The 19,510-nt window shown below is 34.3% G+C and carries 20 protein-coding genes; 6 read left to right on the forward strand and 14 right to left on the reverse strand.

The window, feature by feature from the left end; all coding sequences use genetic code 11:
- The 10 genes from B045_RS14485 to B045_RS0109185 all read right to left on the reverse strand — a co-directional run.
- Positions 1 to 205: hypothetical protein (locus B045_RS14485; RefSeq protein WP_044067723.1), on the reverse strand; the 205-nt coding region annotated here is incomplete at its 3' end.
- Positions 206 to 1,175: 970 nt separating this feature from the next.
- Positions 1,176 to 1,565, reverse strand: coding sequence for a hypothetical protein (locus B045_RS0109145; protein WP_018463969.1), 390 nt, complete (start codon positions 1,563 to 1,565; stop codon positions 1,176 to 1,178).
- A gap of 178 nt (positions 1,566 to 1,743) precedes the next feature.
- Positions 1,744 to 2,487: a peptidylprolyl isomerase gene (locus B045_RS0109150; RefSeq protein ID WP_018463970.1), complete on the reverse strand. Its 744-nt coding sequence runs from the start codon at positions 2,485 to 2,487 to the stop codon at positions 1,744 to 1,746.
- An 83-nt stretch (positions 2,488 to 2,570) separates the two neighbouring features.
- Positions 2,571 to 4,049, reverse strand: coding sequence for an alpha/beta hydrolase (locus B045_RS0109155; RefSeq protein ID WP_169400982.1), 1,479 nt, complete (start codon positions 4,047 to 4,049; stop codon positions 2,571 to 2,573).
- Positions 4,050 to 4,087: 38 nt separating this feature from the next.
- A complete protein-coding gene (locus B045_RS0109160; RefSeq protein ID WP_018463972.1) occupies positions 4,088 to 4,639 on the reverse strand; it encodes a hypothetical protein in 552 nt (183 codons plus the stop codon).
- Between the two features lie 15 nt (positions 4,640 to 4,654).
- Positions 4,655 to 6,379 (reverse strand): glycoside hydrolase family 9 protein, encoded by a 1,725-nt coding sequence (locus B045_RS0109165; protein WP_025884295.1) that lies wholly within the window; start codon positions 6,377 to 6,379, stop codon positions 4,655 to 4,657.
- Positions 6,380 to 6,706: 327 nt separating this feature from the next.
- Entirely contained in the window at positions 6,707 to 6,904 is a 198-nt protein-coding gene (locus B045_RS0109170; RefSeq protein WP_018463974.1) for a hypothetical protein, read from the reverse strand.
- A gap of 275 nt (positions 6,905 to 7,179) precedes the next feature.
- Positions 7,180 to 7,608: a DUF4186 domain-containing protein gene (locus B045_RS0109175; RefSeq protein ID WP_018463975.1), complete on the reverse strand. Its 429-nt coding sequence runs from the start codon at positions 7,606 to 7,608 to the stop codon at positions 7,180 to 7,182.
- Between the two features lie 6 nt (positions 7,609 to 7,614).
- A complete protein-coding gene (locus tag B045_RS0109180; RefSeq protein WP_018463976.1) occupies positions 7,615 to 7,845 on the reverse strand; it encodes a hypothetical protein in 231 nt (76 codons plus the stop codon).
- Between the two features lie 20 nt (positions 7,846 to 7,865).
- Positions 7,866 to 8,159, reverse strand: a complete 294-nt coding sequence (locus B045_RS0109185) for a glutaredoxin (RefSeq protein WP_025884294.1) — start codon at positions 8,157 to 8,159, stop codon at positions 7,866 to 7,868.
- A gap of 472 nt (positions 8,160 to 8,631) precedes the next feature.
- On the opposite strand from B045_RS0109185, the gene B045_RS15800 reads away from it, so the two are divergent.
- The 3 genes from B045_RS15800 to B045_RS0109200 are packed head-to-tail and all read left to right on the forward strand — an operon-like array spanning position 8,632 to position 11,986.
- Positions 8,632 to 8,763, forward strand: coding sequence for a hypothetical protein (locus tag B045_RS15800; protein ID WP_018463978.1), 132 nt, complete (start codon positions 8,632 to 8,634; stop codon positions 8,761 to 8,763).
- Entirely contained in the window at positions 8,763 to 9,797 is a 1,035-nt protein-coding gene (locus B045_RS0109195) for a glycoside hydrolase family 130 protein (RefSeq protein WP_018463979.1), read from the forward strand. Before B045_RS15800 ends, B045_RS0109195 begins: the two co-directional genes overlap by 1 nt.
- On the forward strand, positions 9,794 to 11,986 hold the full coding sequence (locus B045_RS0109200) for a glycosyltransferase (protein ID WP_018463980.1): 2,193 nt from the start codon (positions 9,794 to 9,796) through the stop codon (positions 11,984 to 11,986). Before B045_RS0109195 ends, B045_RS0109200 begins: the two co-directional genes overlap by 4 nt.
- 85 nt (positions 11,987 to 12,071) lie before the next feature.
- Here the strand turns inward: B045_RS0109200 and B045_RS0109205 are convergent, their stop codons facing one another.
- A complete protein-coding gene (locus tag B045_RS0109205; RefSeq protein WP_018463981.1) occupies positions 12,072 to 13,265 on the reverse strand; it encodes an MFS transporter in 1,194 nt (397 codons plus the stop codon).
- Between the two features lie 469 nt (positions 13,266 to 13,734).
- Here B045_RS0109205 and B045_RS0109210 point away from each other — a divergent pair, with 469 nt between their 5' ends.
- Complete coding sequence (locus tag B045_RS0109210; protein ID WP_018463982.1) at positions 13,735 to 14,217, forward strand: nucleoside 2-deoxyribosyltransferase domain-containing protein; 483 nt, start codon at positions 13,735 to 13,737, stop codon at positions 14,215 to 14,217.
- A 119-nt stretch (positions 14,218 to 14,336) separates the two neighbouring features.
- Here the strand turns inward: B045_RS0109210 and B045_RS0109215 are convergent, their stop codons facing one another.
- Positions 14,337 to 15,239 (reverse strand): alpha/beta fold hydrolase, encoded by a 903-nt coding sequence (locus B045_RS0109215; protein ID WP_018463983.1) that lies wholly within the window; start codon positions 15,237 to 15,239, stop codon positions 14,337 to 14,339.
- A 558-nt stretch (positions 15,240 to 15,797) separates the two neighbouring features.
- On the opposite strand from B045_RS0109215, the gene B045_RS0109225 reads away from it, so the two are divergent.
- Positions 15,798 to 16,406 (forward strand): HAD-IA family hydrolase, encoded by a 609-nt coding sequence (locus B045_RS0109225; RefSeq protein WP_018463985.1) that lies wholly within the window; start codon positions 15,798 to 15,800, stop codon positions 16,404 to 16,406.
- Between the two features lie 147 nt (positions 16,407 to 16,553).
- Positions 16,554 to 17,078 carry a flavin reductase family protein gene (locus B045_RS0109230; RefSeq protein ID WP_018463986.1) on the forward strand — a complete coding sequence of 175 codons (525 nt, stop codon included), beginning with the start codon at positions 16,554 to 16,556 and terminating at the stop codon, positions 17,076 to 17,078.
- A 114-nt stretch (positions 17,079 to 17,192) separates the two neighbouring features.
- Here the strand turns inward: B045_RS0109230 and B045_RS0109235 are convergent, their stop codons facing one another.
- Positions 17,193 to 18,209 carry a zinc-binding alcohol dehydrogenase family protein gene (locus B045_RS0109235; protein WP_018463987.1) on the reverse strand — a complete coding sequence of 339 codons (1,017 nt, stop codon included), beginning with the start codon at positions 18,207 to 18,209 and terminating at the stop codon, positions 17,193 to 17,195.
- A gap of 41 nt (positions 18,210 to 18,250) precedes the next feature.
- Positions 18,251 to 19,507: an L-fucose:H+ symporter permease gene (fucP, locus tag B045_RS0109240; protein WP_025884287.1), complete on the reverse strand. Its 1,257-nt coding sequence runs from the start codon at positions 19,505 to 19,507 to the stop codon at positions 18,251 to 18,253.
- Between the last annotated feature and the right edge of the window lie 3 nt (positions 19,508 to 19,510).

Below are 19,510 nucleotides of genomic sequence, written 5' to 3' on the forward strand. Positions count from 1 at the left end.
CGCAATATGGACAAGATGCTGTTTTCCTTGAAGCGGATGCGTGTATTTCTATATTGTCACCTTCATGGCAGATATAGAGAATCTTCAATTCTGGTATGGATATAATATTCTTAAGACCTACAGAAGAATTAATCTTTGACATATATCCATGCAATGTTTCTTGATTATTTGTTGTAACTTTGTGGGCATTAGGATGTTCTGACATTATTTCGTTATTTACGTTTAGCGATATAAATATACAAAATATTTGTCAAACATCATAATATATAACGATGTAATTATCTGATTTATAGTTAATTACATATAAATTACAAGTAAAATATATAGGACTTATTTTAAAGCTTAAATTCAACTAAATTAGAGAAGAACCACTTATTCAATAACAAAACCTTATCCGGCTAAAGACAACGCTACCAGAAAAAAGTTTTTTGAATGTCACTAATGTCACTTTGTCACAAACCCTTTGTTTATAAGGGATGAGCGAGTGACATTAAGTGACATTATCGGCTTAAAATTGGCATTAAACTGCAAATAGCACCTGCTTTTGGCGATTTTTTGCCAAATATGCAGCATAAGTACAGACACATTTTCGTTAATAATGGTCTCTACACTTTATTATGTGCACTATACTTCGTTATGTGTTTAGTCATTATTCTAGAACATAACTATAAAAATAGTGGTAATTGCCATTAATCTTATTATTGTCGTAATCTTGATAATTATTTTTTACCTGCGCGAAGTAATACCTTTTTTCACGTTAGGCAATTCAATTACACAACGTGTGTAATCGTGTTGTTCACGTTGTGTAATCGAGTTACACACGTTGTGTAATCGGATTGCACACGTACTAATGTAATTGAATTGCATACGCATAGATGTAATCTAATTACCCAAAAGTTGTGGAAATTTAGGTAATAGTTTATTTACTTAGTTTGAATATATATATATGCATACTTCAAATTCATTCTAGCCACTTTTACACCGATAATGTCACTCGCTCATCCCTTATAAACAAAGGGGCTGTGACATTATGACATTGGTGGCATTAAAAAAAACTTTTTCTAATAGAGTTGTCTTTTAGCTGGAATAGATTTTTTAAATGAAAACTTTGTATTATTTCTCAAGAGATGAAGAGACTAAATTCATCTCTGTTTAGCTATATACAAATCATCATGTTAGTTTTTTCTACTCATAATCAAATAAGAGCACCACGGTGCTGTTAATGTAGAAATTACTACTAGTGTCCATAGATTTCCATTTGTAAAATCATATTGACTTATTAACTGTGATATTCCCTTCCCAGATTTAATAATCATGATATAATCAAATAGATTTGTAAGAATAAACCAAATTATTCCAAAAATGATATAATCTAGTTTGTTACAATTTTTAATCTTTGGTATTAATAAATAGGCTATAATAAATATACAGACACTTAGTATAATTCCACTAAGTGGCATTGCTATAGCTCCTAATCCGGATAGAACGTATTCTCTTAATCCACCATTTAGTATTGCTATTGGCACAATAATCAGCCAAACAAGAAATGCTTTAAAGTATTTCATATTTTATAATTTTTAATAACTGCCCCAAATTGCTTATAATCAATTAAATGTTTTTTTAGCATATAAACTATTTATTAAAAATGATCAATAGAATCTTGGTGTACTACGAAATTAAAAGATATATAATCTCACATCATTTAAATATATTTCTTAAAATGATGTGAGAATATTTTTTTATTTAAATAATCTCGACAGTCATACTTATGTCTGTCTTTGGACGATCATTGCGAGATGTTTCACAATTCTGTATTTTTTCAACAATATCAAGTCCGCTTTCAACCTCTCCAAATACAGTGTATTGGTTGTCAAGATATGGTGTTCCGCCAATTGTGGTGTATGTTTCTACTTGTTCGGCTGTAAATTTTGGAATACCAATTTCCTTGCATTTTGCCTTTGCGTCAGCAACAAGTTTTTCTTGTAATGCCTGGAGTCCAGCACGGTCTTTGTTGCGACGCAAATCCATTAACTCTGCTTTATGTTCTTGAGTAATTTGATTGAAAACAGTTTGTTCTTGTTGCATAGCCATTTGGCGTTCAAGCTGTTTTAGTTCCTGTGACTTGACAGTATCACCCCATACAATATAAAACTGACTACCACTGCTTTCGCGGTTAGGATTCACTTCGTCTCCTAGGCGTGCTGCACTTAATGCTCCACGCTTATGGTAGAGTTGTGGGTATACAAATTCTGCTGGAATAGTATAATCTGGTCCACCTGCACCTAGATTCTTTCCGGCTGGTGCACCTTTACTATCAGGGTCACCACCTTGAATCATGAAGTCTTTTATTACACGATGAAACAATGTTCCGTCATAAAATCCTTCGCTAGCTAATTTGATGAAGTTATCTCTGTGAAGAGGTGTCTCGTCGTAAAGGCGAACAATGATGTCCCCCTCTGTTGTCTTGATTTTAATTCTGCTTGCCATATTTTTTTGATTACAAAGTTACAAAATGTATTTGAAATAGTCTACTTGGTATTTAAATACTTTTTTCAGACTATCAACAATCGTTAGTTTGATTTGTTGGCAGTCATAAGCATCTCGCCATCTTTTGATATGTATACTTTGGCTATTTTACCAGAATCGTCTTTCGTGAATGTAATTTCAAGATTTAAACCGCTAATCTTTATGAAAAATTTATTTGTTGCTATAGCATACATTTTTGATGTTGCCATGCCTGTTGATATCATAAGCGAGTTGTTAATTATCGAAATTTTAAAGTTGTTACTAGGAATAGATGCTATATAGTTGCCAACATATTCTTTCTTAGACTGTTCTGAAAGCGATATTAATGGTGAAGAAATCACTTTCTTAGCACCGAAATATGTTATGTCATTTGCACACATAGTAAGTGAATCTTTAGGAGAAAATTCAAACTGAATGAGTACGTTCTTTAGATGCATATCATTAAGAGCCGTCTCTGTTTTAATAAAGAATTTGTTTTTAGACTCCGGATATACGGTAAATGAAGGCAAACTATCACATGAGATAACAAGAGAATTTTGTAACTTCTCTATTGAAATTAATCTTCCATACGAATCTTGGTATAGTCCACTATAGTTAATCAAATTTGCAGTTGGTACTTTTGCTATCTTTGGATTCGCTACTATTTTATCTTTTGATGGGACTGTGAAAGGTTTTTCTGCAGAGGCGAAGTCTACTAAAGGATAAGACCAGTTGCTAAATATAAATTTCACGCCATCCCAAATTCCCTTATAATTAATAGTGTTGTGTATTTCGTCAGGATGCTTGTCATATCTCCATACAAGTTGTTTGGTTGAATACTTTTTTAGCAATGATGCCAGCGAATCAACTCCCATTGACTCTCCCTCATTTGCCAATGTAATGAACAGGCGAGTGGGGAGCTGTGTCGATTTAGAAAGCAGCTTTTCTGTGTTTTGCAAAGCAATCTGATTATCCCACCACATACTAGGACTCATTGCTATGTAGCCATTAAAATATAAAGGGTCTTTTACGAATGCATTCATCACGAATAGTCCACCATAAGATGCACCACCAAGTATTCTATAATTGTACGTGCGATAGTTTTGTTCTACAAATGGTATCACTTCTTTTTTAATAAACATGTATAAACTGTCAGCTCCTCCACCATTTCCTGAACCAATAGTAGGTGTTAGATTGTGTTCACGCTCGTCTCCTCCCGAACTTATACCAACGACAATTGATTGTGGAATAACTTTATTATCTGGGCTAGACAGCCATGCAAGATTTTGTGAAGCGTGGTTAAAATTCCATTGAGCGTCTAGTATGTAAACCACTGGATATTTCTTATTTGAAGTAGCATATCCTTCAGGAACAGAAACCATAATCATGCGGTCTTCATTAAGAATCGCAGAATGAAATTTCATAGAATATCCTGTAGTAACTTTTATTGTGTCAGGTTTAAGGTCGGCTATTGTGGGAGATTGCGCTGATGCAAAGGCTGAAGTTAGAAGCCATATTGCACATGATAGAATCACTTTATTCATGGTTGTTTTTGTTGTATTTATATTGCTAAATATTATCATTATTTTGCCAGAGATGGGCATTTACGTATTATTTTCTTTATGACATTCTTTCGTGTTGATTTTAAAGCCGGAGAGAGTGGTTCTTGCGAAAGCATGTCAAGACAAGTGTTGAGTTCCGCCAATAGTTCAGGGTAGAATTTACATTGTTCGTATGCTAGTTTCATGCAAAGTGCCCTTATTGCGTATGGCTCTACTGCTGATGGAATCTTTGAAATACAGAAATCAATAAAATCAGTCCTTAACGAATCTTCAAGAAAAGGCTGTTGGTTTAAAAGTGATAATAGAAGACGTCGTTTTCCAACGTGACTTTCGTTTATTGCATGATCTATTATTTCATCTTGTTTCTGATATAGCCATTTAGTTGCGACAGAATCAAAATGAGATAATATCCATAGCGCATTATAGGCAATGCGTTCATCTTTTCCCATTGCAAGAATGTAGATTCCTTCTTTAATTCTATTATCATCATTTGCGAGGAGGCATATTTCGTGTATTGTATTCATTTGGAGTCTGCCTGATAGATTCTCACGTAGATTGATACTGTTGTTCATATATTATTTTATCATTTATTTGTAAGTTGTAGCGTCCAGCCAACATGATATCCCTACAAGAGCCGCATTCCAGTTAATTGCTATCTCGTTAGAAGCATAAGATTCTGTCTGGTCCAGATACGATTCGTCGGGAATATCTGAAGGATATATTAGATTTTTGTCAGCCTTGTCTTGTTGCGCTGGGTTTGGACCTCCGACAAGTAGTCCCGGAATAGGAGCTTCTATTCCGTCAGATGCTGAAATACGGTGATGAGGATGCATCGGGCTAAGGTATCCGAATCCTGTTACGTAGCAATATCCTGTCGCATTGCGACCAAGTAAATAGTCAATATTTTCTATAGCGTATTTTTTGTATTTTCCAGGAGCAATATATTTGTCGGCATAAAGCATAGCTATTGCAGGAAAGCAGCAACTACCTCCAAGACATCCCCAACCAAAATCAAATTTTCTACTTCCATATGGCGATTGAAAATCTGATTTATCAACATTATCAAGTAGATTGTCGCAATATTTTTTTAGTATGTTAAGTGACTTGGTACGCATTTCAGAATCATTGCTTGATATCCATGAAAAAAGTCCAAGTTCGCTCACCATGCCCCATGATGAATTCATGAAAAACGATGGCATCATCTTCTCAGCATCTTCTTTATATTGTGACATACCTGTGAGTCTGTATAATTCTGTTGCTGCCCAGAATATTTCATCATTACTGCGAAAATCTCCATATTCACCTGTAGTTATGCTGGGCTTGAAATTCATGTTAATATCGATTTGCTTATAAAAAGCATTTGGATTTTTCTTAGCCCACTCATAAGCCTTTATTGAAGCTTCGCGAGCTTTTGATGAAAACTCAGGATAGTCTTTGTTTCCTTGTAATAGTCGTGCAGCTTGAGCCATACATGCTGCAAAGTCCAATGTTCCTGTTACGCTTTTTGCTACAACATATCGTGGTTGGTGGCATTTGTCGGGCATTATAAAATTCTCGAAGTGAGGTGTTGTAAGTTTATGATATACACCGCCGTCTGATGGATCTTGCATAGTTAGAAGCCACTTCAGATTAAACATCATTTCGTCAAGAATGTCGGGAGTCGAGTTCTTACTCTCAGGTATTTTTGTATTTAGCTTTGCAAAATAATTTTGATTTTGCTCATATACATCAAGCATTAGTCCTATTGAATATGCTGAGTTTACAGTGTATTTATTGTAATCGCCAGCATCATACCAACCATAGGGTGATGAAATGATTGTTCCTGAAGGTCTTGCAGCTGAGGCAGCTGATGGATGCACTATCACTGTCGTGTCTGGATGACCGCAATGACGAGCATATTTACCCGCATATTTTCTAGATATGTCTATGCCAGAGCGTATTAGATAGAAAGCTTTTAGCGAACTTGTAGCTAAACAGTGAAAAGCCTTTTCTGATATATTGAATGATGATTTGTATTTATCTAACTTAATTGTGTATCTACCAGGAGTCTTTATTTCGCTAAGGTCCACAATATATCTAATCTTACCAGACATGCTTGATTTTGCAATGCGGACAACTTTTGGCCTGCAAACAACATTACCTTTTTCGTTTTTTATTATAAGCTTGTTCTGCGGATCAATTTGGTCTATAACCACGTATTTCTCTTCTTGTGGTAGGTAGCCTACTTGATTGAGCCTGATAGGATTGGCTGATTTGGCAGAAAGTCCCAATGCAGTCATAATTGCTATTGATGCTAAAATAATTCTTTTCATGGTATTCTATATTACTGCTATTAAGCATAATTATTTTGCAAATATAAATAATGTTTCTGATAAATTCAAGTAAAATTAAGTATTTTGAACTTATACTGTTTCGTCATCATTTTGTAGTTTATTCACGCATTCTAATAATAGATACATTCTTCGTGTATCACAACTAAAATCAGAGTTAGATAAATTAGAAAAGTTATGACTCTAGTAAAATTGATTAGTTCTGGCGATTGAAAGAAAGCGTTAAGTTCATTATAGCAGTCCTTTTTACCACAAGAAAAAGACGACAAATCATCTTTGTCGTCTTCATTCAATTTTGTTATATCTAAATCAGATGCCGAGAATTGGATTTTTCCCATTGTTTGATTTTAAAAATTCTTCATACGTAGCATCAACCTGCTCACTTTGTTTTTTAAAGCGCACTACATCTTCTTTAGACATATTCCCAGTTATAACATCACAAATGTTAGAGCGAAAATCCTTTATTTCTCTCTTTGTCATTTTAGGAAAGGATGAATTTCTAATCATTTTATTCGTATTATTGTTCTTACAAAAGTAATGACTTCTACTTAATTAGCAAAGAAATTATAGTTATAAGTTATATTATCATTAATTTAGTAGCTTCTTTTTATCAGAATTTTAATCTTATTAATGTATATTACATTTTCAGTTCTAATAAATAATTACTAACAATACATTTTTATTTATTTGATTTAGCTTGTTATGTTAGCAAGAATTTAGTTAATACTTAATGATAATATGTGCTAATAATAGTAAAATGGATATACAAATAAGATTAATTCTCACACATGCCTTTTAAGCCATTCCATAATAATGTCTACAGCATATTGCTGCTCATCTTCAGATAATTGTCTGCCTTTAGGAATGTTATGCCATTTCTCAAAGCATCCACGGCAACAGCATCCTGTCGCATGTTGTGCAATGAAAGGTGGAAATATTCCATGACGCATAGGTGTTTGCCTGCCATCATTTGGAATATTGGCAGGTGCAAGACGCTTTGATATTATGTCTGCTGTATTTTTGCGAATTGTATCCCAATCTCTTTTTGCAATATAGTCCTTATCTTTGTTGTTAAGATAGAAACTGCTGCGAAACTTAGAGTGGGAGAGTCTGTCAAAGATATTGTCGAAATCAAGTGTGTTTTTAACTTCACTACTGGGACATTCTTGCTGATTATCTATTGGAAATAAATCAAGTTCTTGTGTCTTCATTGTTGTTTATGCATATATAAAAAAACATGAACCATTAGATCCAATTCCTTTATAATCAGTAAATAATGACATCTGTGAACATAGATCAGATGCATTGTCGTCTGTCAATCGTTCGTTCAGTTCCAAATAAAAGTAATCAGCTTCACGGTCATATTTTAAATCCCAAATAGTATAACCTAAAGCGTTGACTGTTGATGTTATTTGGTCTTGCCACATCCATGCATCTTCATATCTCATCTCGCAGATCCAACTCTATTTTAGCATCCTGTTCCGTCAATATTGCATGTCGGTCCTTCAGGCATTGGTTCTAATCCAACTTCAGCAGAAGATAATGTAACAGTTCCATCTTCCTTAACATAGCAAGGAATACCTACATCACCAATCTTTTTGGCTTCATCGAAAGCGGGATTTTTGTCTCTTAGATCCAAAAACTCCTTCAGCTTCTTTACATGTGTGCTAATATCAATAATCTCGAATTGATTATTTCCCTTAACCTGCTTCTCAACATATTCACAATATGGACAGGTTTTCATTACATACATTTTAATCATAACTATTCCATTTTGAATTTATCCTCAATTTATTCTTCAATGTTGAAGTTTATAAAATTGGCTCTTGTTGCAAAGTTAGTAAAAAAACATCAATTAGCAAGATGTAGATTGAATTTTTAATGTGTAGTTTTTCTCGTCATATCAAACTCTGATTTTTTATATTTATAATAATATCATTTTATATGCACTTTATGGTTTCGTAATAAAAAGTATAACATGCCGATAATCATTTAAGTTTTATTTCATTGTGTTCGATAAATGACTCTATGGTTTAGTATCGCTGTATCTTATTGAAAATGAGGCATATCGGTTAAATAATGTATTTATAAACACCAAAAGTGTAATTTGAGAGTTTTAAATTGAAATTAATGATGTTTTTCTCGTCTTTCTAGAATATTTTGACTATATTTACAAGAAATCAATATGTCTATATATTTTATAGACAAGTATTTAACATTTTAAATTTAAGATTATGAAGGATAAAGGTACTAGAGAAATTAGGAAAAAACCTCAGACAGATAAGATAAAGGTTAAAAGTGATTATCAGATTGAGAAAGATAGACCAGGGGATAGCTTCACCAGGACTACAATAAAGAAAAACTAATGATAGTAGTAAAAAGAGAAGGTGTTATTCTTGAAACAACCAATTTAGACTTTGAAAATGAAAGTGTGATTAATCCAGCTGTAATTGTTGCAAATGGTGAGATACACATGTTTTACAGAGCAGTAAAAACCGGCAATATTTCGTCAATAGGCTATTGCAGGCTTGAAAATCCTTTGAAAGTAGTATATAGGGCAAAAAAACCTATATTATTTCCAAGTCTTGATTATGAAAGTCATGGTATTGAGGATCCTAGAATAGTTAAAATTGAGGATACATATTATATGACATACACTGCTTATGATGGTGATAATACTGTCGGAGCGCTTGCTACTTCAAAAGACTTAAAGCATTTTACACGTTCAGGAATAATTACAGCTAAGATTTCTTATTCTAAATTTGTAGAATTACTCAAGAATGACAATAACCCTCACCATAACAAGTACTTTCGTTTATTTAATCAACGGGAAATAGCCACAAATACAGGTAAGCCTCTTTATCTATTGGACAAGGATTTAGTTATGTTTCCTCACAAAATAAATGGAAAATTCTTCTTCCTTCATCGCATAAGGCCAGACATTCAGTTTATGGCTATCAATAAGATTGATGATCTTACTCCTACATTCTGGAAGGAATACTATTCTAAGTTTAACAAGCATATCTTTTTTGAGCCTCATTATAATCATGAATCAAGCTATATCGGAGCTGGTTGTCCGCCAATAAAGGTAGATGAAGGCTGGCTTATGATTTATCACAGTGTTTATGACACAACAGACGGGTATGTTTATTCTGCAAGTGTGGCTTTGCTTAATAAATTCAACCCATCTATAGAAATTGCAAGATTACCATACCCTTTGCTAAAGCCAGAAAAAGATTATGAGACTAAAGGTATTGTTAATCGCGTTTGCTTTCCTACCGGTGCTATAATCTGGGAAGACAGGCTATATATATATTATGGGGCAGCAGATAAATGCATTGCATGTGCTTCTGTGCCTGTAAGAGATTTAATTGATGAATTACTAAATTATACAAAATGAAACACGTATTATGTATTACAACTTTTCCTCCACGAGTATGCGGAATAGCTACTTTTTCTTACGACTTAATACAAGCTATAAATAAGAAATTTCAAGACGATTATATTGTTGATGTGTGTGCTGTAGAATCAAGCCTTGAACATCATTCATACGACGACAGAGTAAAGTATGTTTTGAACACATCAGATAAGAAAGATTTTGATATAATTTCAAAAAGGATTAATAATGATACCAATGTTGATTTAATCTGCATTCAGCATGAGTTCGGACTTTATATTGAGAACCAAGATGCTTTTTTGAAATTTATCCAAACTATTAAGAAGCCTGTTATTATTGTTTTTCATACTGTATTGCCTAATTCAAAAGATTTCTCACAAGAGTATTTGTGTAATGTGATAGATGCTTGTCAGGCTGTTATCGTGATGACAAAATCATCATCAGATATTTTGCAAAAAGAGTATCATGTTGAGAGCAGTAAAATAAGCATCATTCCACATGGAACTCATTTGGTTTCTCAAATTAGTAAAGATGTATTAAAAGAAAAATATGGATACTCTGGGCGTAAAATACTATCTACATTTGGATTGCTGAGTCCTGGTAAAAGTATAGAGACAACCCTCGATGCTCTGCCTGCTATTATAAAGGAACATCCATCTGTTTTATTCTTAATTATAGGAGAGACTCATCCTACGTTTGCTAAAAAATATGGAGAAGTTTATCGTGATAGTCTTGAGGCAAAAGTGAAGAAGCTTGATTTGTCAAACAATGTAAAGTTTATCAATAAATATCTTGATACAAATATATTGCTTGAATATTTGCAGATGACAGATTTATATTTGTTTACATCTTCTGATCCTAATCAGGCTGTGAGTGGAACTTTTGTTTATGCACTTAGTTGTGGATGCCCAATTATTGCTACACCAATACCTCATGCGTTCGAACTTTTGAGTGATAATACTGGAGTCATTTTTAATTTCCATGATTCATTGCAGTTAGCAAAGTCTACAAATATACTACTGAATGATGATAAGGTTCGTGCACAAATGAGTATTTCTGGATTGCAAAAAACTGCATTCACAGCTTGGGAAAATACAGCCATAGCTTATACTTTGCTTTTTGAGAAAATTCTGCAATCTGATAAAAGGTTGACATATTCGCTACCAGAGATTAATTTAGATCATATTCTGAGTATGAGTCAATTGTTAGGAATTATACAATTCTCAAATGGAAACCAACCTGATTTAGAATCTGGATATACTCTTGATGATAATGCAAGAGCACTTATATCTGTCTGTATGGCAGAGGAGGGCGATGAGCATCCTAAATACGGTGAATACATTGAGCGTTATTTAAATTTCATTTCGTTTTGCCAGCAAGAAGACGGAACACTGAAAAACTATGTAGATAAAGATGGTAAGTTTACTGCTCAAAATGAAGACGTGCTACTTGAAGATAGTAATGGACGTGCTATATGGGCTCTTGGATATTTTATTTTACATGGTAACAGAATCCATAAATCATATATTTGGGCAGCAGAAAAAGCTATCAGACTCACATTTCCAAATCTTAGTAGAATAAAATCTCCTAGGAGCATTGCATTTGCTATTAAAGGATTATACTATTATTTTATGAAAAAGCCTTCTCCTGATTTATATGATAAGATAGAAATGCTTGCTAACAAATTATCTGAGTTATATATTTCTGCAAAAGGTAATGGATGGAAATGGTTTGAACCTTATCTTACATACGAGAATGCTGTTTTGCCAGAGAGCATTTTATGTGCATATAATGTGACCCAAAACCAGAAGTTTAAAGATATTTCAAAAGAGTCGTTTGACTTTTTGTTAGAGAAAATATTTATTGATGGAGAAATCAAGGTTATCTCAAATCATAATTGGCTGAATAAAGGTGAGCAGAACAATAAATATGGTGAGCAGCCTGTTGATGTAGCTGGCACTGTAATTGCTTTAGCTAAATTCTATGATGAATTTCAAGATAAAGAATATATTCAAAAACAAAAGGTAGCTTTCAGTTGGTTTATGGGCAATAATCATCTTCATCAAATTATATATAATCCTGCTACAGGTGGATGTTATGACGGACTTGAAAAGAATAATATAAATTTGAATCAAGGTGCTGAGTCAACTGTATGTTATCTTATGGCCAGACTTTCGCTTATAAAAGAATAAGATAGATAGTTATTATCTTATAAAAAAGCCCCAATACTTTTTTTTTGTTATTTTGTAGAGGGGCTTTTGATTTTTATTTATCCAGTTATTGTTTTATTCTATTTTTTTCTGTGGGTGGTAAACTTTGGAAATGCCTTGTAGACCACACCTGATATATAAAGATTATACAAATGATAACGCCAATCTTATAAGGAGCAAATATATCATTTTTGCCAAATATTGTCTGAGCAATAGGTGTTACAATTATTGGAGATATAAATTGTCCAAGATATAGTGAAGCTGAGAGCAAAGGCATCACGGTTGTTGCAGAATTGCTTCCTCCTTTTATTGAGGCTATTGTGTTGAGATATGGAACGCCTATACCATTTGCAATCCCAGAAAGTATACACCCGATGATAAGAAATTCTATTGAACCTTTTGATGTGATAAAGCATACATAGGATAAAAGGAAGAAAATAGCAGAGAAGTATTTCATAGGTTTTCTAAAAATGTTCATTAATTGTCCGAACATTATTCCTACAATTGTTGCAATTACATCCAGTCCCACCATTAGCATTGTTACTTGTGTTGTGCTTAGCCTTGTCACTTTCTTTGCTGTTATCGCAAAGTTGGTCGGGAAAATAAAGAATATCATCATTAGTAAAAGCATTCCTATAACTGAAGGATGAAACTTTAGTAGTTGTCGTGGTTCAAAATTTCTGCCACGCTTATTCTTAGAGTCCAGTTGCTCATTTGGCAGCCATATTATAACCATAATCAGCGCTACAATACCTAAAATATACACAAGAAATGAATCGTTCCATTTAATATTGGCGAGTATGCCTGCTAATAATGTTGCTACTACACCGCCCAATTGATTCATGGCAGCAGCAAGCCCCATTAGGCGTGCTTGAGATTCAGGAGGAAAATAATATGCTAGCAAACCTGTAGATAAAGGCATAATAAGTCCAACACTTATTCCTAGAAATGAACGCATTATTAGCAGTGCATAGATGTTGTCAATAAAATAACAACCCACGCCTGATAAAACATAGAGCAGAAGCCCACATATAGCAATGCTTCGAGTTCGAAAATGTTTGCTTATCTCTAAGAAAAATAAATTTGTAATAATTATAAATAGAGCAGGAATGCTTACAATTAATTGTATCAGAATTTGCGGATAAGACGCAAAATGCTCTTTGATGATACCTAGGGCTGGGGCTATAGCGGCTCCTGCCATAACAGTTAGAAGTGACATCGACAGTATAGTCGAGGTCAACATTTTTTGTTTTGTTTTCATTACTTTTTGTTATGAACATTAATAAAATATACGTAGTCTGAATTCTTGTTCATAACTGGACTTACTCGATATGTATTGCGATACACGTTATTGTGAATTCTGACTTTTCGTGTGCAAAATTAATGAAAAACTTGCGATATAACAAAAATATGCCAATTAAAAATTTGTAATTCTGCTTACAGACTCTTGTTCTTTCCTTTATATTCAATGACGAATTATCTTCCGTATAATTTGAATATGTTATTTTTATCAATTCGATATTTTTAATTACCTTTGCATTCTGAAAAATATATCTTCATATTTATAAATAAAATAGTTGCTCGGTATGTTTAAAAACATATATTGTGTCTGTTAAATCTATGATGAATAATGTTTTTCTCAAAATTGTTAAAGTAAATAATTGCTATCAGATAGATAAATTCATCGTGTTATGAAAAGAATAAAGTATTATATTTTTTGTTTATTTATAATGACGTTCGTTATGCCTGCACAAAGTTATGGACAGGTAATAATGCATCATCCACATGAGGTGTTATCTTGTGATACAACAGGTATTCGCAAGATATTTCTTGCCGGCACGATTGATATGGGAAGTAGTGTTAATTGGCAGCAGCATCTTATGGAGTATTTTAAGAATAAGGGGGGAAGATGGCTCTTGTATAATCCAAGGCAAGAACATTGGAACGGAAGCAAGGCTGGCGAAATGGATTATCAGGTAAACTGGGAGTTATCCCATTTAGAAGAATCAGACTTTATCATTATGAATATCCTAGGAACAAGCAAGTCTCCAATTTCATTATTAGAATTAGGCTTGTTTGCACATTCCAAAAAGATTGCTGTAGTGTGCGATAGCACATTCTATAGGTACGATAACGTTAGAATTACCTGTAAAAGATATGGTATTCCGTTATATAAAACACTCGATGAATTGCTGGCTAATGAAATAAAGTAGTATTTTCAGATAGCTGACAATCTATCAGCAATCTATAATCTAGTATTCATTTATCTGCATATTCATCAGATGTGTATGTCTAGCAATTGCACTTTATATGCTCATATAAGTAACTCAAACTATTTAAGCATCTTCGCATATCTCTCTAGCGCATTGTCAAGAGCTTTAGGAGCCTCTATAAAAGGGAAGTGTCCACAGTCTGCTCCGACTCGTAGCATATTAGGGAAATGAACATCTTTGTAGAATTTCGGACCAATAGCATAATCCTTTTCTCCATAGAAAAATAATACTGGCTTATTTACTGTTTTTGCGAGTGGACGGAAATCTCTCCAATATTCATTCATAAATATCACTTTGCTGCCATCGCTATTGTGTTTAGAATAGTCAGTAGCTGAGTTTACAGTGTCATTGTACTTTTTCTGAGGTGTAAAAATTTGCCATCTATTGTCATTATTCAGATATGGAAAAACCGCCATCATTCTGTCTATCGTCTTACCATTTGGATCTAGTGCTATTTTATTAGCTTTACTACCAATTATCTTGATAGCTTTAGGTAGCCAACTCTCGCGACAACTTGCATCCATGGACAGAGTGCAGTTCATGAAGATTAGTCCATCAATATTATTTTTATGGGCTTCCCAATATGCCATTGTCAATATTCCACCAAAGGAATGCCCTAAGACGAGCCATGATTTAATATTAAGGGCTTGTCTTACTTCGTCAAAATCTTTAATTTGCCGTGATAGGGTATAATCGCTATCTCGTGGACTTTCAGAACGTCCGACTCCTCGTTGGTCAAGGTATATCATTTTGAAGTGTTTTTCTAGAATATCTCCCCCTAGCTTTTGCATCCATTCTGATCCTGAACCTGGTCCGCCATGTAAGTATAGGCAAGGAGTGCCTTCTCCGCGTACTTCAACATATAGTCTTGTCCCGTCAGACATTTTAATCATCTGTTGAGCTGATGATTGTAATGTTGAGAAAAGCAACATTGTAATTGCTATTTTTCTTAGTATCTTCATGTTATTTTAAACCCTTTTATATGAATGATTTCACAACTTCATAATCTTAAATTTACCATTTATGATATACAGAAGTTGGAACTAAATATGCTTGTTGTTAATTAAATGCCATTGTATTTAAAGTACAAATATAGTGTAATTGATTGAAATTTCAAAGAATAAATTCGATATTTATGGAATCGACAATTCACTTTTTTGATAAAATGTTTGTAAATGCATGAAAAGTGAGTATCTTTGTTGCCAGTTTGATAAAGGGATTAATTATGAAAAAGTCAAAACTAACAAAATCAAATGATCCTGTAAAAATTCTCAGGATGATTTCTCGCAACGAAGAATTGCAAAGGCGAGACGGCAAATTTCAACATCAGTTGATTTGTAAGAACAAGCGGAAGTATGACCGCAATAATTCTAAAAGGGAGTTGGGCAATATAAAGGAGCTCGACTCCCATTTTTTATCTCTAAATATTTATATAGCTAATATTGCAATTAGATGATTAAATGTCTTTTTCTTTGAAATCCCAATCGTTTCGATTATCTTTGCAATAAAAATAGAATCTTATGATTAAAAATATAGTTTTTGATTTCGGTGGTGTCTTGGTGCAATACGACTTTGTTACTTTCTTTGCTAATATATTAGGCTCTAGAGAACAAGGAGAGTGGTTTATGGACAATGTTTTGCCACATAGTGTCAATAATGAAATGGATCTTGAGTTTCATAATTTCCGTTATTATATTGAACAGCAACAGCGGCTTTGGCCTGATTATGCAGAAGCATTAGATATTTTTGATAAACATTATATTGATGTTTTTACTTGTGAGACAGAGGGCATTAGAGACTTGATACTAAGTCTTAAATCTCGTGGTTACAGAATCCTTGGACTTTCAAATTGGTCGAGTAGAGTATATGATGTGATTAATAAGTTCGATATCTTTAATTTAATTGAAGATAGTCTTATTTCTAAGGATGTGCATCAGCTTAAACCAAATAAGGATATTTATGAATCATTCCTGAATAAGTTCCATGTTGAGGCTGCCGAATGTGTATTCATAGATGATAAGCCTGAAAATATAGAAGGCTGCAAAACTGTGGGAATGAATGGCATTGTTTTTAAAAATAGCAACCAGCTTAAACAGGAACTTGATAAACTTTTGCTATCTGAAAATTAGGTTTCAATTCACTGCTATTTACATATTTTATTTAGTTTAATGAAAATCACTTAAAGCTGCTATTTAGTTCTTTATATGCTGAGTTTATATATTTAAATTCGTGATATAGAACAATACGTAGCAGATAAATAAATACAAAGGAGTAATATGAAAGAGATTAACTACAAGGACATGAAGTTCAATCCGTTCAATCTTATTGGAGGCGAATGGATGTTGGTGACTGCTGGTAACGAACAGTCTGGTTGTAACACATTGACAGCCTCTTGGGGGCATCTCGGATGTCTTTGGGGACACAATGACCCGACGGCAGTTATTTATTTGCGCCCGTCACGTTATACAAAGGAATTTGTTGACAATGAAGAGTATTTCACACTTTGCGTAATGGACAAATCATTCAAGAAACAAATGGCATATTTGGGTAGCGCTTCTGGTCGTAATGAGAATAAGATAGAAAAGGCTGGTCTTACTCCAGTATATACAAATGAATCAGTTTACTTTTCAGAGGCTAAACTTGTGCTTATCTGCAAGAAGCAATATAAAGCAGAACTTCAAGAAAGTGGATTTATGCATCAAAGCACGATAGATGAGAGTTATCCATTACGTGACTTCCACACTATGTACGTAGGCAAGATCGAGAAGGTCTTAGTACGTGATGATGAGTATCTGAAATAAATGAGCTATGCCCGATTTGCTAATCGTGGTAACCCTTTAGATATAAAAATTGCCTTCAATCTTTGCAGACATACATCATGCAGATTGAAGGCTATTTTTTAAATCTTAGTTTTGTTAGAATTTAACGAGAATACGGAAAACTTTACCTGGATTAGAAGCCCATTCTTTCATAGCATCAAAAGCTCCATCAGGGCCGGTCTCGTTTGATATAAGTTCGTCTACAGGACAATTACCCGCTTTCAAGTAATTTATCACTGCACGGAAATCAGCAGGAAGGGCATTTCTTGAACCACGAATATCAAGTTCTTTCTGAACAAACAATTTGGTTTGAAAACTGACTTCTGTTTTGCTATACCCAATGTATGTTACTCTGCCCGTAAAACTTACTTCTTCTATAGCCATAACGTATGTAGCCGGACTTCCTACTGCCTCTATAACTACATCCACGCCGAATCCGCCTGTAATACTCTGTATCCGTTCGTGAACATTTTCTGTCATCGAATTAACAGTATATGCCGCTCCAATCCTTTTAGCCAAAGCAAGTTTCTCATCATCTATGTCTACTGCGATCACTGATGCACCTCGCTGAGATGCACGGATAACAGCACCTAGACCGACCATTCCACAGCCTACAACCATAACAAACTCATTGTCAATAACCTGAGCACGAGAAACAGCATGAAATCCAACACTCATCGGTTCGATAAGCGCACATGTGCGACTTGATATTCCTTCGGCTGGTATTATTTTCTGCCATGGCAATACTGCATATTGGCACATTACTCCATTACGCTGTACACCTAGTGTCTCGTTATGTTCGCAAGCATTAACACGACCATTTCTACATGATGCGCATTTACCACAATTGGTATATGGATTTAGCGTTACGTTCATTCCTTTTGTGAAACCTTCGGGCACTCCTTCGCCTATTTTTTCTATTACGGCACCTACCTCATGACCTGGGATAATGGGCAGATTTACCATAGGGTTTCTTCCTAAAAATGTATTCAAATCTGAACCGCAGAAACCTACATACTCTATTTTAACCATTACCTCACCGACACCTAATACAGGTTTGTCGATATCTACTACTCTCATTTCATGAGGGTTTACTATTTGAACTGCTTTCATAATTTATATATTTAAATCTTTAATTTCTATTTATTTTTATCTTACGATTTTATTTTGTAACCTTTCCATCCGTAATATGCACAGAAGGCGAAACATATCATCGGCACGATATATGCGATGTAATATATATGTTCGTTACAGTGCATGATATAGGCTGTGAACTGGGGTAGGCAGGCATTACCGACGATTGCCATGACCAGAAACGCCGAGCCACTTTTGGTCTGATCACCAAGTCCTTTAAGTGCCAACGAAAACTGTGTCGGATACATGATAGACATGAAGAACGATACTCCAAGCATACAATACAGTCCAACGATTCCTCCTGTTGTTACAATAACGCAGCATAATATTATATTGATTATTGCGTATGTAAGCAGCATATTTTGAGGGCGGAACTTCACCATCAGTGCGGTACCAATCCAACGGCCTGCCAAAAACGATAGCATATACAGACCAAAGAATGTTGTAGCTGTTTTTTCGTCTATCCCTGCATACGAACAACAGTAGACCAAGAAGAGGCTATTTACGGCTGTTTGTCCTCCGTTGTAGAAGAACTGAGCTATTACTCCCCAACGAAGATGTGAATGTTTCAATACGCTGAAATCGATAAGTTTCTCATCTTTTACTTCTGCATTGTTCTTACTTTCATCACCTATCTTAGGAAGTTTGTAGAAAATAAATACTACTGCAACTATTATCAATAATATCGCGAGCATAAGGTAGGGTAGTTTCATCGCATCCGTTTCTGATTGGATGTATCCTGCCCATCCACCTTGATATGCAGCCGGAAGTGTTTCTCTTGTATAGTTTGCTCCTGAAAGAACTAACTTACTAAGAAACATAGCTGCAATGAAAGCTCCAAGTCCATTAAACGACTGAGCTAGATTGAGTCTGCGTTCTGCTGTTTCGGGGCTTCCCAATATTGTAACATAAGGGTTTGCTGCTGTTTCGAGGAAACACATTCCTGTAGCTATAACGAAAAATATACACAGGTATGCCCAATATGCTTTCAATATCGCTGCAGGAAAGAATAGCAAGCCTCCACAAGCAGCAAGCAACAGACCGAAGATAATACCAGCCTTGTAACTATAACGTTTAAGAAACATAGCTATTGGTATTGGGAATATGAAGTATGCCAGCCAATATGCGCTCTCTGTAAATGAAGCTTGAAAAGGATTCAGTTCACAGGTTTTCATCAACTGTCTTATCATTGTAGGCAATAGGTTACTGCTTATCGCCCATAAGAAGAAAAGGCAAAAGATCAATGCCAATGGTATTTTATAAGATTGATTTTTCATAAT

It is taken from the genome of Segatella paludivivens DSM 17968 = JCM 13650, assembly GCF_000373185.1.
GTDB lineage: Bacteria > Bacteroidota > Bacteroidia > Bacteroidales > Bacteroidaceae > Prevotella > Prevotella paludivivens.

What these genes read in the sequence shown, in the direction of transcription:
- B045_RS0109145 (WP_018463969.1), bottom strand. Translation starts at nt 1,565, where the DNA reads ATGAAATACTTTAAAGCATTTCTTGTTTGGCTGATTATTGTGCCAATA.
- B045_RS0109150 (WP_018463970.1), bottom strand. Translation starts at nt 2,487, where the DNA reads ATGGCAAGCAGAATTAAAATCAAGACAACAGAGGGGGACATCATTGTT.
- B045_RS0109155 (WP_169400982.1), bottom strand. Translation starts at nt 4,049, where the DNA reads ATGAATAAAGTGATTCTATCATGTGCAATATGGCTTCTAACTTCAGCC.
- B045_RS0109160 (WP_018463972.1), bottom strand. Translation starts at nt 4,639, where the DNA reads ATGAACAACAGTATCAATCTACGTGAGAATCTATCAGGCAGACTCCAA.
- B045_RS0109165 (WP_025884295.1), bottom strand. Translation starts at nt 6,379, where the DNA reads ATGAAAAGAATTATTTTAGCATCAATAGCAATTATGACTGCATTGGGA.
- B045_RS0109170 (WP_018463974.1), bottom strand. Translation starts at nt 6,904, where the DNA reads ATGATTAGAAATTCATCCTTTCCTAAAATGACAAAGAGAGAAATAAAG.
- B045_RS0109175 (WP_018463975.1), bottom strand. Translation starts at nt 7,608, where the DNA reads ATGAAGACACAAGAACTTGATTTATTTCCAATAGATAATCAGCAAGAA.
- B045_RS0109180 (WP_018463976.1), bottom strand. Translation starts at nt 7,845, where the DNA reads ATGAGATATGAAGATGCATGGATGTGGCAAGACCAAATAACATCAACA.
- B045_RS0109185 (WP_025884294.1), bottom strand. Translation starts at nt 8,159, where the DNA reads ATGATTAAAATGTATGTAATGAAAACCTGTCCATATTGTGAATATGTT.
- B045_RS15800 (WP_018463978.1), top strand. Translation starts at nt 8,632, where the DNA reads ATGAAGGATAAAGGTACTAGAGAAATTAGGAAAAAACCTCAGACAGAT.
- B045_RS0109195 (WP_018463979.1), top strand. Translation starts at nt 8,763, where the DNA reads ATGATAGTAGTAAAAAGAGAAGGTGTTATTCTTGAAACAACCAATTTA.
- B045_RS0109200 (WP_018463980.1), top strand. Translation starts at nt 9,794, where the DNA reads ATGAAACACGTATTATGTATTACAACTTTTCCTCCACGAGTATGCGGA.
- B045_RS0109205 (WP_018463981.1), bottom strand. Translation starts at nt 13,265, where the DNA reads ATGAAAACAAAACAAAAAATGTTGACCTCGACTATACTGTCGATGTCA.
- B045_RS0109210 (WP_018463982.1), top strand. Translation starts at nt 13,735, where the DNA reads ATGACGTTCGTTATGCCTGCACAAAGTTATGGACAGGTAATAATGCAT.
- B045_RS0109215 (WP_018463983.1), bottom strand. Translation starts at nt 15,239, where the DNA reads ATGAAGATACTAAGAAAAATAGCAATTACAATGTTGCTTTTCTCAACA.
- B045_RS0109225 (WP_018463985.1), top strand. Translation starts at nt 15,798, where the DNA reads ATGATTAAAAATATAGTTTTTGATTTCGGTGGTGTCTTGGTGCAATAC.
- B045_RS0109230 (WP_018463986.1), top strand. Translation starts at nt 16,554, where the DNA reads ATGAAAGAGATTAACTACAAGGACATGAAGTTCAATCCGTTCAATCTT.
- B045_RS0109235 (WP_018463987.1), bottom strand. Translation starts at nt 18,209, where the DNA reads ATGAAAGCAGTTCAAATAGTAAACCCTCATGAAATGAGAGTAGTAGAT.
- fucP (WP_025884287.1), bottom strand. Translation starts at nt 19,507, where the DNA reads ATGAAAAATCAATCTTATAAAATACCATTGGCATTGATCTTTTGCCTT.